The sequence below is a fragment of the Limnohabitans sp. Hippo4 genome (genome assembly GCF_003063605.1).
Taxonomy (GTDB): domain Bacteria; phylum Pseudomonadota; class Gammaproteobacteria; order Burkholderiales; family Burkholderiaceae_C; genus Limnohabitans_A.
In genome coordinates this window covers 125,940-139,272 of the sequence record NZ_NESE01000004.1, presented here as the reverse complement: position 1 = coordinate 139,272, position 13,333 = coordinate 125,940, and the positions used below count along the sequence as shown (strand labels likewise).

The following is a 13,333-nucleotide window of genomic DNA, read 5'->3' as shown; positions in this document are numbered from 1 at the left end:
CCATGGCCAAGTCCGCTGTCATCGATCGACCTGCACCTCAAAGCCCTAAATCTTTGAGCGGCCTGTTGCCATTCTTAAAACCTTACCGTTTGCAAATTGGTTTGGCTTTTGTGTTTTTGGTGATGGCGGCAGCCTCGACCTTGGTGTTTCCAGTGGCTTTGCGACAGTTGATCGACAACGGTTTGCAGCACCCCGATCCCGGCGCACAAGCCATGGCACTGCGTGGCAACTTCCTCATGCTGTTTGGCGTGGCGGTGGCTCTGGGCTTGTTTTCAGCCGCACGTTTTTACACGGTCAGTTGGCTGGGTGAACGTGTCACCACCGACTTGCGCAATGCCGTTTACAGCCACGTCCTGCAACAAAGCCCGGCCTTCTTTGAAACCACACCCACTGGCGAAGTGATCAGCCGATTGGTCGCCGACACCACCCTGGTTCAAACGGTGGTGGGCAGTTCTTTGTCGATGGGTCTTCGCAATGCGGTGATGGGCGTGGGCGCCTTGGCCATGTTGGTGTGGGCTCATCCCACCGTCATGCTGCAATTGGTCGTCACGGTGGTCTTGGTGGTTTGGCCTGCCACGATGTATGGCCGCCGCGTGCGCCGCTTGTCGCGCGCCAGCCAAGACCGTGTGGCCGATGCCAGCAGCATCGCCACTGAAATCCTCAACGCCATGCCCGTGGTGCAAAGCTACACCGCCGAAGCACGCGAAGCTGGCCGCTTTGCCAGCGCTACAGAACAAGGTTTCCAAACAGCCATTCGCCGCACGCGTGCGCGCTCCGTACTGGTAGCTTTCATCATCATTGCCAATGCGGCATTCTTGTTGTGGGGCTTGTACCAAGGCACACAAGCCGTGATCGCCGGTGAGCTGTCAGCCGGCCAATTGGGCCAAGCTGTTTTGTACGTGATTATTTTTGCAGGCGCAGTGGCAGTGTTGGGCGAAACCTACGGTGACTTGCTGCGCGCGGCAGGCGCAACCGAACGCCTGATGGAATTGCTGGGCAGCACATCGCCCGTTCAATCGCCTGCGCATCCCGTCACTTCTGTTCCACCAGCGACTGGCAGCACCGTGGCATTTGAAGGCCTTCAGTTTCATTACCCTTCGCGGCCGCTTCAAGCTGCTTTAGAAAACTTCTCGGTCCAAATTCAAGCGGGTCAAACAGTGGCCTTGGTGGGCCCCAGCGGTGCTGGCAAAACCACCTTGTTTGGCTTGTTGCTGCGCTACTACGATCCACAGCATGGGCAAATTGTGCTGGACGGTGTGCCCATCCAAAACCTCAGCCTGCATGATTTAAGACAACGCATCGGCATCGTGCCGCAAGAGCCCGTGCTGTTCTCTAGCAGCGCCATGGACAACATTCGCTATGGCAAGCCCGACGCCACCGATGAAGAAGTACGCGCAGCAGCACGCGCTGCGTTTGCAGAAGAATTCATTGTGGATTTGCCGGAAGGCTACAACACCTTCTTAGGTGAGCGGGGTGTGCGCTTGTCAGGCGGCCAACGTCAACGCATTGCGATTGCGCGCGCCATGCTCAAAAACCCTCCCTTGTTGCTACTCGACGAGGCCACCAGTGCGCTGGATGCACACAGCGAGCGCATGGTGCAAGCGGCGCTTGAATCGGCCATGCGCGGTCGCACCACGCTGGTCATTGCGCACCGCTTGGCCACCGTGCAACAAGCCGATCAAATTTTGGTGCTCGAGCACGGCCGCTTGGTCGAGCAAGGCAAGCATGCCGAATTGGTGCAAATGGGCGGCGTCTACGCCGGTTTGGCTGCGCTGCAATTCAACGCCTAAGCACACCGCGGTGCAAGTCTCAATGACCGTCAAAGTTCACCAAGGTGAACAGCGGCAAACCTGCATCGCGTAATTTGGCAGAGCCGCCCAACTCGGGCAAGTCAACAATGGCGGCGCCTTCAATCACTTGGGCGCCCAGTTTTTCCAACAGCTTCATGCCCGCCATCATGGTGCCGCCCGTGGCAATCAAGTCATCGATCAACAGCACCTTTTGACCCGGTTTGACGGCATCGGTGTGCAACTCGACGGTGGCTGTGCCGTATTCCAGTTCATAAGTCTCTTCGACCGTGGTGAAGGGCAGTTTGCCTTTTTTGCGAATGGGCACAAAACCCACATTCAATTCATAAGCGACCACCGCACCCAGAATGAAGCCTCGCGCATCCAGGCCCGCCACCACATCTGGTCGCATCTCCGGCGCCATGTAGCGGTGGACAAACGCATCAATCAGCACACGAAAAACCCTGGGGTTTTGCAGCAAAGGCGTGATGTCACGAAACTGAACCCCAGCGGCGGGCCAATCGGGCACTGTGCGAATGTTGTTTTTCAAATAATCGTTCACGGACAAAGCAACTTCGCTCATTTCGACAACTCCCATCGGGCTTTCTGACTTAGATCGTCATCATAGTCACGCTTTCTGCCTTCCCTCGCTAAAATAAGCCCCATGTCATTCAACCCTGAACAAGCCCTCCAACTCGCACGCGAGACTTTGGACATTGAAGCGGCTGCCCTGGTGGGCCTCAAATCTCGCTTGGACGCTCGTTTCACACAAGCCGTTCAAATGATGCTCAACGTCAAAGGCCGCGTGGTTGTCACCGGCATGGGCAAGAGCGGGCACATCGGCTCCAAAATTGCCGCCACCTTGGCGTCGACAGGCACCCCCGCCATGTTTGTGCATCCAGGGGAAGCCAGCCACGGCGATTTGGGCATGATCAAAGCGGTTGACGTCGTCTTGGCCATCTCCAACAGTGGCGAGAGCGATGAATTGGTGTCCATCTTGCCCGTGCTTAAGCGTCAGGGTGTGCCCCTCATCGCCATGACGGGCGGCATGAGTTCTGCGTTGGCCAAGCATGCCGATGTGGTGCTCGACAGCAGTGTTGAAAAAGAAGCATGTCCTTTGAACTTGGCACCCACGGCCAGCACCACGGCGCAACTGGCCTTGGGTGATGCATTGGCCGTTGCCCTGCTGGATGCTCGCGGCTTCAAAGCCGAAGACTTTGCGCGCTCGCACCCGGGCGGTTCCTTGGGCCGTCGTTTGCTCACCCATGTCAGCGATGTGATGCGCAAAGGCGATCAAGTGCCCCACGTGTCTGCCAACGCCAGCTTCTCTGAACTGATGCGCGAGATGAGCCACAAAGGCTTGGGCGCCTCGGCCATCGTGGATGAACAGCGTCACATTCTGGGCATCTTCACCGACGGCGATCTGCGCCGACTGATTGAGAAAGGCGTGGACCTGCGCGCCTTGTTGGCCAAAGATGTGATGCACGCCAATCCACGCACCGTCAACGAAGATGCCTTGGCAGTTGAAGCCGCCGAGCTCATGGAGCAATTCAAAATTACCAGCGTGCTGGTGGTCAATGCGCAAGGCCTCTTGAGTGGCGCACTGAACAGCAATGACTTGATGCGCGCCAAAGTGATTTAAGCCATGCGACCCATTGAACCCGCCTTGAATTTTCCACCCGAGTTGCTGCTCCAAGCGCAAGGTGTGAAAGTGGCGTTCTTGGATGTTGATGGGGTGCTCACGGATGGTGGTTTGTACTTTTCTGAACAGGGCGAAACCCTCAAGCGTTTCAGCACCTTGGATGGTCACGGCTTGAAACTCTTGAAGCATGCAGGCATCACGCCCGTCATCATCACTGGCCGTGACTCGGCACCTCTGCGCGTGCGACTCAAAGCCTTAGGCATAGAGCATGCGCGTTTTGGCACAGAAGACAAGTTACCCGCGGCAGAAGACTATTTAAAAAGCTTAGGGCTGGGTTGGCATCAAGCCGCGGCCATGGGCGATGACTGGCCCGATTTGCCTGTGATGCAACGCGCAGCTTTTGCATGCGCGCCGCGCAATGCCCATGCGCAAGCATTGGCACTGGCACATTACGTGACTGCGCGCCAGGGCGGCGACGGCGCTGCGCGTGAGCTCTGCGATTTGTTGGTGGTGGCCAGCGGCCACTACGGCCAACTGTTGGCTCGTGTTGGTTCTTCTTCCGCTGCATGATGAATGGCATTCGGCGCCTGCTAGACCGCTTGGCACTCTACCTGCCAGCTGTGTTGATGGCGCTTTTTGCCTTGGGCAGTTGGTGGCTGGTGCGCAGCCTGCCCAGTTTGTTAGCAGAGCCTAAGAGCAAACAAGTTCGGTACGAACCCGACTACTTTCTTTCAGGATTTTCCGTGAAATCCTTCGACAGCACCGGCCGCCTCACGCGCGAACTCAGTGGCGATCGTGCACAGCATTTCCCTGACATCGACACGCTCGATATCAGTCAAGTGCAAATGCGTGGACAAAATCAAGAAGGCAAACGCGTCATAGCGCGCTCCGATCGCGCCATTGCAAAAGGCGATGGCTCGCTGGTCACGTTCATCGGCAATGTTCAATTCACACAACCAGCCAGCATGAAGGCTGACAAACCTCAAGCCGCTATCGAATTGCGCAGTCAAGAAATTCAGGCCTTTGTCAAAGAAGAGCGTTTGGTCAGCCACGTGCCTGTTGAAATTCGCCGAGGTCAAGATGTGTTCACTGCTGAGCGCATGGCGATGAACAGCAAAACAGGTGAATACGAGTTGAGCGGCAAAGTTCGCGGCGTGGTCAATCCTGCAAAGCGTTAAACCTTCGCGCCACAACACCTTCGAAAGTTTTTATGCGTCCCTTGGTTTTCATCACCGGTGCCTCCAGTGGCATTGGTCAAGCACTGGCCTTGAAATTTCACCAAGCTGGTTGGCGTTTGGCGCTGGCAGCGCGCAGACAAGCAGAGATGCAAACGTGGCTGGCCGCGCAAGGCATTGGCAGCGATGATGCACAGTGTTACAGCGCCGACGTCAGTGAGGCCAACAGCATCATCGCAGCAGCGCAGGCCTGCATGGCCGCGCAAGGTGTGCCCCATGTGGTGATTGCCAACGCAGGCATCAGCATTGGCATGGACACCAGCGTGCGCAACGACTTGGACGTGTTTGACCAAGTGATGAGCACCAATGTGATCGGCATGGCGGCCACCTTTCATCCCTTCATTGAAGCCATGAAGTCGCGCGACATCACGTCGATGCGCAATGGCCATGTGGGCACCTTGGTCGGCATTGCCAGTGTGGCGGGCATTCGCGGTCTGCCTGGGCACGCAGCTTACTGCGCCAGCAAAGCGGCCACCATCAGTTATTGCGAAAGCTTGCGCGGTGAACTCAATCCGCAGGGCTTCAAAGTGGTGACCTTGGCACCGGGTTACATCAAGACGCCTTTGACGCAAAAGAACAAATTTCCGATGCCCTTTTTAATGACGGCTGATGCGTTTGCAGACCAAGCCTTGAAAGCCATTGAGAGGGGCACCAGCTTTCAGGTGATCCCCTGGCAGATGGCATGGGTGACACGCTTGCTGCGCATCTTGCCCGATGCTTTACTCGACAGGGCCTTTAAGAACCAACCCCGTAAACACCGCGCCCCATGAAAAAAGCCCTGCAATGCAGGGCTTCTTTTTTGACTGACACCCTAGAGTGCCAGTGAGGTGGGAAAGCGATTAATAACCGCCGCCGTAGCCACCGCCGCCGCCTTCGCGACGACCGCCACCACCGTTACCGCCGCCACGTGGGCCAGAGCCGTAAGGGCTGCGGAAACCGGACTCGCCACCGCCTTCGCGACGACCACCACCACCGCCGTAGCCGCCACCGCCGCCGCCGTAACCGCCGCCGCCTTCACGACGACCGCCGCCACCGAAGCCACCGCCACCGGAACGGGGAGGACGCTCTTCCATGGGACGTGCTTCGTTCACAACAACACTGCGACCGCCCAAAGGCTGGCCGTTCATGCCGTTGATGGCAGATTGAGCTTCTTCATCAGTGCCCATTTCCACAAAGCCAAAGCCTTTGGAGCGACCTGTGTCGCGTTCCATCATGACTTTAGCGCTGGTCACGGAACCGAACTGGCCGAAAGCCTGCTCTAAATCACCGTCACGAACCGAGTACGGCAGGTTGCCGACGTATAGTTTTTTGCCCATTGAAAGGGACTCCTCTAAACACAGAAACAAAAGCGATGGAGCCCCAAAAACGCATCAACAAACCTAAAAAACTCTGGAAGGAAGCGAAACTGACACCTGTACACCGCGAACTAAACACACGCTCTTGGAACGTGTGTTAAGCCATTATGGGCCATAAAACAAAGGGTTTGGCAAGTTAATTCTTTGAAAGCCCTTTAAATACTTGATATTCGACGTGTATTTGTCTCTTTACCAACTGACTTCGCGGTCTGGCGTTGCGCTGATTTTGTGAACTGTCAGATCCGCGCCTTCGTATTCTTCTTCGGGGCTCATCTTCAAACCCACGGTCAACTTCAACGCGCCGTAGACCACGATGCCGCCCAACAAGGCCCATGCAATGCCCATGAAGGTGCCAATGAGTTGGGCTGTGAAAGACACACCACCCAAGCCACCGAAGGATTGCAAGCCAAAGATGCCAGCTGCAACACCGCCCCAGGCACCACACAAACCGTGCAGTGGCCAAACACCCAACACGTCATCGATCTGCCACTTGTTTTGGGTCAAGGTAAACATCACCACAAACAAAGCGCCTGCAACGGCACCCACAGCCAAGGCGCCAAAGGGATGCATCAAATCAGAACCTGCGCACACGGCCACCAAACCCGCCAAAGGGCCGTTGTGCACAAAGCCGGGGTCGTTCTTGCCCAAGAGCAAAGCGGTCAAGGTGCCGCCCACCATGGCCATCAAAGAGTTCACGGCCACCAAGCCAGAAATCTTGTCGAGCGTTTGGGCGCTCATTACGTTAAAGCCGAACCAACCCACAATCAAAATCCATGCGCCTAAGGCCAAAAAGGGAATGTTGGAGGGTGGGTGTGCGGACACAGCGCCATCTTTGCGATAACGGTTGTAACGTGCGCCCAACAAAATGACGGCTGGCAATGCGATCCAGCCACCCATGGCGTGGACCACCACCGAACCTGCAAAATCGTGGAACTCTTCGCCAGTGGTGGCTTTGATCCAAGCCTGCACGCCAAAGTGCTGGTTCCAAGCAATGCCCTCAAAGAAGGGGTACACAAAGCCCACAATACACGCGGTGGCGATCAGCTGAGGCCAAAACTTGGCGCGTTCGGCAATACCGCCAGAAACGATAGCTGGAATGGCCGCGGCAAAGGTGAGTAAAAAGAAAAACTTCACCAGGTCGTAACCATTTTTGGCAGCCAAGGTTTCGGCGCCGACAAAAAATCCTGTGCCATAGGCCACGGTGTAGCCCACCACAAAATAAACCACAGTGGACACGGAAAAGTCCACCAAGATTTTGACCAAGGCATTGACTTGGTTTTTCTTGCGAACCGTACCCAACTCCAAGAAGGCGAAACCCGCGTGCATGGCCAAAACCATGATGCCGCCCAACAAAATAAAGAGCGCATCCGCGCCCTGTTTTAGTGCTTCCATGTCTATCTCTGCTTATTTTTGAATTAATTTGGTGCGCAAAATCCATCATTGGGCGTTGCGCACCAAAAGCAAGCAAAAAACACGCCAAATTTACAAGTCATGCCCGACTATGATCGGGGGCATGGAAGCATTTCTCGTCTCAACAGGTATTGTGGCTCTCGCCGAAATGGGAGACAAAACCCAGCTGCTGTCTTTGGTGTTGGCCGCACGTTTTCGCAAACCTTGGCCCATCGTTTGGGGCATCTTGGTGGCCACGCTGGTCAATCACGGCTTGGCAGGTGCAGTGGGCAGCTGGGTCACTACCCAACTCGGCCCCGAAGCTTTGCGATGGGTCTTGGGCGGCTCTTTCCTCGGCATGGCGGTTTGGATTTTGATCCCCGACAAATTGGACGATGAAGACGAGCAAGCCAACCCACGCTGGGGCATCTTTGCCACCACCGTGGTCGCCTTCTTCTTGGCCGAAATGGGGGATAAGACGCAAATTGCCACGGTGATGTTGGCCGCACAATTTCAAAGCTGGTTTTGGGTGGTGGCTGGTACCACCTTGGGCATGATGCTGGCCAACGCCCCTGTCGTTTGGCTGGGCGACGCCATCACGCGCAAAATTTCACTGACCTGGGTGCACCGAATTTCTGCCGTCATTTTTGCCATTTTGGGACTCTTGGCTTTGTGGGGCGGCCCTCAAGATGAAGCACCCAAGGCACCCCTTGAAGACAAACCCTTGACAGCTGCGACGACTTGAGTGACTTTTTAATTGCAGAGCCTTTATACTGTGCCTGCGCCGATTTGCTCCAGCTTGCGGGCGCGCAAACCTCTGGGTTTGTAAATTCAGCTAAAGAGAGAACCTGGTCTACCGGTTTTGCTTTTGAAGCTGAACCGGTTTTTTTTCGGGTTCAATTTGGGCTCATTTCAGCTTGATGGATTCATGCCTTTGATCGCTACGCCACAGTCGATGTTTTTTGAAGCACCGCTTGCCTTGCAAAGTGGCGCCGCCATTCGCGCCTATCACCTGGCCTATGAAACCTACGGCACCTTGAATGCCGACAAGTCCAACGCCGTGCTGATTTGCCATGCATTGAATGCATCGCACCATGTGGCGGGTGTTTATGAAGGTCAAGACAAAAGCGAGGGCTGGTGGGACAACATGATTGGTCCAGGCAAAGCCGTCGACACCAACCGCTTCTTCGTCATTGGCGTCAACAACTTGGGCTCTTGCTTTGGCTCCACTGGACCCATGCATGCCAACCCTGACACGGGTGAAATCTATGGCGCTGATTTTCCAGTGGTCACCGTTGAAGACTGGGTCGATGCACAAGCGCGCTTGCTAGATGCCTTGGGCATTCAAACCCTGGCCGCTGTCATGGGCGGCAGCTTGGGCGGCATGCAAGCCTTGTCTTGGACTTTGCGCTACCCAGACCGCGTGGCGCATGCGGTGGTGGTAGCCAGCGCACCCAACCTCACGGCGGAGAACATCGCCTTCAACGAAGTGGCGCGTCGCGCCATCGTCACCGATCCTGATTTTCATGGGGGCCATTTTTACAAGCATGGCGTGGTGCCCCAGCGCGGCTTGCGCATCGCACGCATGATTGGGCACATCACCTACCTCAGTGATGACGTCATGAATGAAAAATTTGGCCGCGAACTGCGTGATGCGGTTACACACAATGCAACGGGCTATCGTTACTCAACTCAGGAAGTTGAATTTCAAATTGAAAGTTACTTGCGATATCAAGGCGACAAATTCAGCGAATACTTTGATGCCAACACGTATCTCTTGATCACAAGGGCTTTGGATTATTTTGATCCTGCACGCACGTTGGGCGGCGACCTGACTGCGGCACTGTCGCATGCTACGTGCAAATTTTTGCTGGTCAGTTTCACCACCGACTGGCGCTTTTCACCTGCGCGCAGTCGCGAAATGGTTCGTGCGTTGCTCGACAACAAACGTGATGTCAGCTATGCAGAAATCGATGCGCCACATGGGCACGACGCCTTTTTGCTCAACGACGCACGCTATATGAATGTGGTGAGCTCGTATTTCGACAACATTGCCAAGACCTTGCCAGCGGGAGGTGCCGCATGAGTGAGCATGTCAACTTGCAGGCCATCGCCCGCTTGGTCCCTCAAGGTGCGCGCGTCTTGGACTTGGGCTGTGGTGATGGCGCACTCTTAGATTACTTGCAAAAGAACAGAGGCTGCACAGGCTACGGCGTTGAGTTGGATGACGCCAACATTCAAGCTTGCGTGAAACGCGGCGTGAATGTCATTCAACTTAACTTGGATGAAGGTCTCACCATGTTTGCAGACCAGTCCTTTGACGTGGTCTTGCAAATTGACACGCTTCAGCACTTGCGCAATGCCGAAGTGATGTTGCGCGAAACGGTGCGCGTCGGTCGCACGGGCATTTTGGCCTTTCCCAATTTTGCACACTGGCCCAATCGCTTGAGCATCCTCACAGGACGCATGCCTGTCACCAAACGCTTGCCTTATCAGTGGTACGACACCCCCAACATTCGGGTCGGCACCTACGCAGATTTTGCGCAACTGGCCACACAAAATCAATTGAAAATCATCGACAGCTTTGGCTTGCAAGAAGGTCAAGAAGTCAGAGGCTGGCCTAACCTGATGGCAGGCACAGCGGTTTTCAAGCTACAACGTTAACGCTGTTTCATCAGCCACTCAAAGGACTTCCATGACGCTTCCATCCACCATGAAATTTGTTGACCATGGCACTGGCGGGGGGCCAGAGGTTTTACGCCCCAGCACCTGCGCGCTGCCGACGCCACAAGCAGGCGAGGTCTTGGTCAAGGTGGCGTTTGCCGGCGTCAATCGACCCGACTGTTTGCAACGCAGTGGCAAATACCCACCACCGCCCGGTGCGTCGTCCATCGTGGGCTTGGAAGTTTCTGGCGAAGTGGTGGCCTTGGGTGAAGGTGCGACGCGTTGGAAATTGGGCGACAAAATTTGCGCGCTGACCAATGGGGGTGCCTACGCCGAATACGTCACGGTGCCAGAAGGGCAAGCACTGCCCATCCCCTCGGGCTACTCAATGTTGCAAGCAGCTGCCTTGCCAGAAAACTACTTCACCGTGTGGACCAATGTGTTTCAGCGAGGCAAGTTAAAAGCAGGTGAAAGCATTTTGATTCACGGCGGCTCTTCTGGCATTGGTCTGACAGCCATTCAGTTGGCGCATGCCTTTGGCGCCAAAGTTTTTTGCACAGTAGGCAATGCAGACAAAGTGGCCGCTTGCAAGAAGGTGGGCGCTGATGTGGCCATTGATTACAAAACACAAGACTATGTTGAAGAAGTCTTGAAGTTCACGGATCAAAAAGGTGTCAACGCCATTTTGGACATGGTGGGCGGCAGTTACATGCAGCGCAATTTGAGAGCGCTGGCCATTGAAGGTCGCTTGTTGCAAATTGCGTTTTTGCAACCTTCCAAGGTCGAAGTCGATTGGGTCTCTTTGATGGCCAAGCGGCTAACCTTTACAGGCTCCACATTGCGGCCACGCAGTGCCGCCGACAAAGCGCAAATTGCCAACGAACTTCATGCGCAGGTTTGGCCTTTACTGGCCGCAGGCACGGTAGCCCCCGTGATTTACAAAGTGTTTGATTTGAACGAGGCTGCACAAGCCCATGCGCTGATGGAATCCTCACAGCACATTGGCAAGATCATGCTCACCGTCGCAGGAGAATAATTCATGAGCAACACACTTAGCGTAGGCGTCATTGGCTTGGGTGCCATGGGCATGGGCATGGCGCAGTCTTTGCGACGTGCCGGCCATGTGGTCAATGTGTTTGATGTGCGCGCCGAAGTGGCGCAAAAATTTGCCGCTGAAGGCGGCGTGGCATGCGCCAGTTTGGCAGACATTGCCAAGGCGTCCGATGTCTTGGTGTCGGTGGTGGTCAATGCCGCACAAACTGAATCGGTGTTGATGGGCGACGGTACTGCGCAGTCTGGTTGTATCCATCACCTCAAACCTGGCAGTGTGTTTGTGATGTGCTCCACGGTCGATCCCGCATTTTCTGTGGGCTTAGAAAAAACTCTCAATGCCAAAGGCTTGCTCTACATCGACGCCCCCATCTCTGGTGGTGCAGCCAAAGCAGCTTCTGGTCAGATGACGATGATGACCGCTGGCACGCCCGAAGCGTACGCCAAAGCCGAGCCCTTCTTGAATGCAATGGCTGCCAAGGTTTACAAACTGGGTGACAGTGCTGGCGCGGGCAGCAAAGTGAAAATCATCAACCAGCTTTTAGCAGGCGTGCACATTGCTGCGGCCGCAGAAGCCATGGCGCTGGGTTTGCGTGAAGGCGTTGATCCCGATGCGCTTTATGAAGTGATCACGCACAGCGCTGGCAACAGTTGGATGTTTGAGAACCGCATGGCCCATGTGCTTGCAGCTGACTACACACCTCTTTCTGCTGTCGATATTTTTGTGAAAGATTTGGGCTTGGTTTTGGACATGGCACGCGCCAGCAAATTTCCATTGCCGCTTTCCAGCACCGCGCATCAAATGTTCATGCAAGCCAGCACGGCCGGCTTTGCCAAAGAAGATGACAGTGCGGTGATCAAGATTTTCCCTGGCATTGAATTGCCCAAAGCAAAGTAAAACCCAAACCTGAGAGCATTCACCATGAAATTAGGTTGCATTGCGGACGACTTCACAGGTGCCACCGACCTGGCCAACAACTTGGTTCGCTCGGGTATGCGGGTGATGCAAACCTTTGGCGTGCCGACAGCGCCACTGTCCTCCGATGTTGATGCCGTGGTGGTCGCTTTAAAGTCTCGCACCATTCCTGCACAGGACGCCATTGCACAATCTTTGGATGCCTTGAAATGGTTACAAGCACAAGGCGCTGAACAAATTTATTTCAAATACTGCTCGACGTTTGACAGCACACCTGAAGGCAACATTGGTCCCGTCACAGAAGCTTTGATGGACGCGCTTAACTGCAAGTTCACCATCGCCACACCCGCTTTCCCCGACAACGGTCGCACGGTGTTCAAGGGCTATTTGTTTGCTGGCGCGGTGCTGTTGAATGAAAGCGGCATGCAAAACCATCCACTCACGCCCATGACCGATGCCAACTTGGTGCGCGTGATGCAAGCGCAAACCCAACGCAAGGTGGGCTTGATCGATCACACCGTCCTAGCCAAAGGCACACAGGCCATTGCCGACAAAATCAAACAACTTGAAGCCGACGGTGTGGGTGTCGCTATTGTGGACGCCACCAGCAACGAGGATTTGAAAACCTTGGGCCCTGCGCTCAAAGGCATGCCCTTGTTGACAGCTGGCTCCGGCGTGGCCATTGGCCTGCCTGGCAACTGGGGCTTGGAATCTTCTGCGCAAGCGGCCGCCTTGCCGGCACCCACTGGCTTCCAAGCCATTGTGTCGGGCAGCTGTTCGTTGGCCACACAAGCGCAAGTGGCGAACTACATTTCAACGGGCCTGCCCAGTTGGCAATTCAAGCCTCTGAATTGGTCACCGCATGATGTGCCTGCACAAATCAAAGCGGATGTAGACGCTGCATTGGCATGGGCCAAGCCTTTGTTGGCGCAAGGCCCAGTGCTGGTGTATGCCACCACCGATGCCGACACCTTGCAACAAGTGCAAGCCCAATTTGGACGCGAACAAGCCGGCGAATGGATGGAGTCGGCCTTGGCACAAGTTTGTCTCGGTCTCCAAGCAATGGGGGTCAAGCAATGGGTGATTGCTGGAGGCGAAACCTCGGGCGCCTGTGTGCAAGCTTTGAACATCACGCAAATGCAAATCGGCCCGCAAATTGATCCGGGCGTACCATGGTGCTTTGCGCCGCAACACATGGCAGGTCACCTCACTTTAAAGTCTGGCAACTTTGGCACACCCGACTTTTTCACAAAGGCCCTGAAGGTGTTGGCGGAGACCGCCGCATGACCGCCGTT

General features: G+C 55.4%; 14 protein-coding genes. 11 read left to right on the top strand and 3 right to left on the bottom strand.

The features are described from left to right. The first annotated feature begins 2 nt into the window (after positions 1–2). Positions 3–1,790 (top strand): ABC transporter transmembrane domain-containing protein, encoded by a 1,788-nt coding sequence (locus B9Z46_RS11645; RefSeq protein WP_108256661.1) that lies wholly within the window; start codon positions 3–5, stop codon positions 1,788–1,790. 19 nt (positions 1,791–1,809) lie between these two features. On the opposite strand, the gene B9Z46_RS11640 is transcribed toward B9Z46_RS11645, so the two are convergent. Then, a complete protein-coding gene (locus B9Z46_RS11640; RefSeq protein WP_108256659.1) occupies positions 1,810–2,370 on the bottom strand; it encodes an adenine phosphoribosyltransferase in 561 nt (186 codons plus the stop codon). A gap of 81 nt (positions 2,371–2,451) precedes the next feature. Between B9Z46_RS11640 and B9Z46_RS11635 the strand changes: the two genes are divergently transcribed. From B9Z46_RS11635 to B9Z46_RS11620, 4 genes are read left to right on the top strand one after another with little or no spacing between them, the layout of a single operon-like run. After that, positions 2,452–3,429, top strand: a complete 978-nt coding sequence (locus B9Z46_RS11635; protein ID WP_055359381.1) for an SIS domain-containing protein — start codon at positions 2,452–2,454, stop codon at positions 3,427–3,429. 3 nt (positions 3,430–3,432) lie between these two features. Then, a complete protein-coding gene (locus tag B9Z46_RS11630; protein WP_055359382.1) occupies positions 3,433–3,999 on the top strand; it encodes an HAD family hydrolase in 567 nt (188 codons plus the stop codon). Beyond that, on the top strand, positions 3,999–4,607 hold the full coding sequence (gene lptC / locus B9Z46_RS11625) for an LPS export ABC transporter periplasmic protein LptC (protein ID WP_158268433.1): 609 nt from the start codon (positions 3,999–4,001) through the stop codon (positions 4,605–4,607). Before B9Z46_RS11630 ends, lptC begins: the two co-directional genes overlap by 1 nt. Before the next feature lie 32 nt (positions 4,608–4,639). Next, positions 4,640–5,434: an SDR family oxidoreductase gene (locus B9Z46_RS11620; protein WP_108256655.1), complete on the top strand. Its 795-nt coding sequence runs from the start codon at positions 4,640–4,642 to the stop codon at positions 5,432–5,434. A 69-nt stretch (positions 5,435–5,503) separates the two neighbouring features. Here the strand turns inward: B9Z46_RS11620 and B9Z46_RS11615 are convergent, their stop codons facing one another. Continuing rightward, positions 5,504–5,980, bottom strand: coding sequence for an RNA-binding protein (locus B9Z46_RS11615; protein ID WP_108256653.1), 477 nt, complete (start codon positions 5,978–5,980; stop codon positions 5,504–5,506). Positions 5,981–6,208: 228 nt separating this feature from the next. Beyond that, entirely contained in the window at positions 6,209–7,411 is a 1,203-nt protein-coding gene (locus tag B9Z46_RS11610) for an ammonium transporter (RefSeq protein WP_108256651.1), read from the bottom strand. Between the two features lie 121 nt (positions 7,412–7,532). On the opposite strand from B9Z46_RS11610, the gene B9Z46_RS11605 reads away from it, so the two are divergent. The 6 genes from B9Z46_RS11605 (at position 7,533) to otnK (ending at position 13,325) form a co-directional block, all read left to right on the top strand. Continuing rightward, the gene (locus B9Z46_RS11605) at positions 7,533–8,153 is read left to right on the top strand and encodes a TMEM165/GDT1 family protein (RefSeq protein WP_108256884.1); all 621 of its coding nucleotides are present in this window, start codon (positions 7,533–7,535) and stop codon (positions 8,151–8,153) included. 183 nt (positions 8,154–8,336) lie between these two features. Further along, a complete protein-coding gene (locus B9Z46_RS11600; RefSeq protein ID WP_108256882.1) occupies positions 8,337–9,494 on the top strand; it encodes a homoserine O-acetyltransferase in 1,158 nt (385 codons plus the stop codon). Next, complete coding sequence (metW, locus tag B9Z46_RS11595) at positions 9,491–10,072, top strand: methionine biosynthesis protein MetW (RefSeq protein ID WP_108256649.1); 582 nt, start codon at positions 9,491–9,493, stop codon at positions 10,070–10,072. Before B9Z46_RS11600 ends, metW begins: the two co-directional genes overlap by 4 nt. A 49-nt stretch (positions 10,073–10,121) precedes the next feature. Next, the gene (locus tag B9Z46_RS11590; protein WP_199220605.1) at positions 10,122–11,108 is read left to right on the top strand and encodes an NAD(P)H-quinone oxidoreductase; all 987 of its coding nucleotides are present in this window, start codon (positions 10,122–10,124) and stop codon (positions 11,106–11,108) included. A gap of 3 nt (positions 11,109–11,111) precedes the next feature. Further along, positions 11,112–12,020, top strand: a complete 909-nt coding sequence (gene ltnD, locus B9Z46_RS11585) for an L-threonate dehydrogenase (protein ID WP_108256645.1) — start codon at positions 11,112–11,114, stop codon at positions 12,018–12,020. A 24-nt stretch (positions 12,021–12,044) separates the two neighbouring features. After that, the gene (otnK, locus tag B9Z46_RS11580; protein ID WP_108256643.1) at positions 12,045–13,325 is read left to right on the top strand and encodes a 3-oxo-tetronate kinase; all 1,281 of its coding nucleotides are present in this window, start codon (positions 12,045–12,047) and stop codon (positions 13,323–13,325) included. The last annotated feature ends 8 nt before the right edge of the window (positions 13,326–13,333 follow it).

Coding starts and splice junctions, on each gene's coding strand:
- B9Z46_RS11645 (WP_108256661.1), top strand. CDS start 3: ATGGCCAAGTCCGCTGTCATCGATCGACCTGCACCTCAAAGCCCTAAA.
- B9Z46_RS11640 (WP_108256659.1), bottom strand. CDS start 2,370: ATGAGCGAAGTTGCTTTGTCCGTGAACGATTATTTGAAAAACAACATT.
- B9Z46_RS11635 (WP_055359381.1), top strand. CDS start 2,452: ATGTCATTCAACCCTGAACAAGCCCTCCAACTCGCACGCGAGACTTTG.
- B9Z46_RS11630 (WP_055359382.1), top strand. CDS start 3,433: ATGCGACCCATTGAACCCGCCTTGAATTTTCCACCCGAGTTGCTGCTC.
- lptC (WP_158268433.1), top strand. CDS start 3,999: ATGAATGGCATTCGGCGCCTGCTAGACCGCTTGGCACTCTACCTGCCA.
- B9Z46_RS11620 (WP_108256655.1), top strand. CDS start 4,640: ATGCGTCCCTTGGTTTTCATCACCGGTGCCTCCAGTGGCATTGGTCAA.
- B9Z46_RS11615 (WP_108256653.1), bottom strand. CDS start 5,980: ATGGGCAAAAAACTATACGTCGGCAACCTGCCGTACTCGGTTCGTGAC.
- B9Z46_RS11610 (WP_108256651.1), bottom strand. CDS start 7,411: ATGGAAGCACTAAAACAGGGCGCGGATGCGCTCTTTATTTTGTTGGGC.
- B9Z46_RS11605 (WP_108256884.1), top strand. CDS start 7,533: ATGGAAGCATTTCTCGTCTCAACAGGTATTGTGGCTCTCGCCGAAATG.
- B9Z46_RS11600 (WP_108256882.1), top strand. CDS start 8,337: ATGCCTTTGATCGCTACGCCACAGTCGATGTTTTTTGAAGCACCGCTT.
- metW (WP_108256649.1), top strand. CDS start 9,491: ATGAGTGAGCATGTCAACTTGCAGGCCATCGCCCGCTTGGTCCCTCAA.
- B9Z46_RS11590 (WP_199220605.1), top strand. CDS start 10,122: ATGAAATTTGTTGACCATGGCACTGGCGGGGGGCCAGAGGTTTTACGC.
- ltnD (WP_108256645.1), top strand. CDS start 11,112: ATGAGCAACACACTTAGCGTAGGCGTCATTGGCTTGGGTGCCATGGGC.
- otnK (WP_108256643.1), top strand. CDS start 12,045: ATGAAATTAGGTTGCATTGCGGACGACTTCACAGGTGCCACCGACCTG.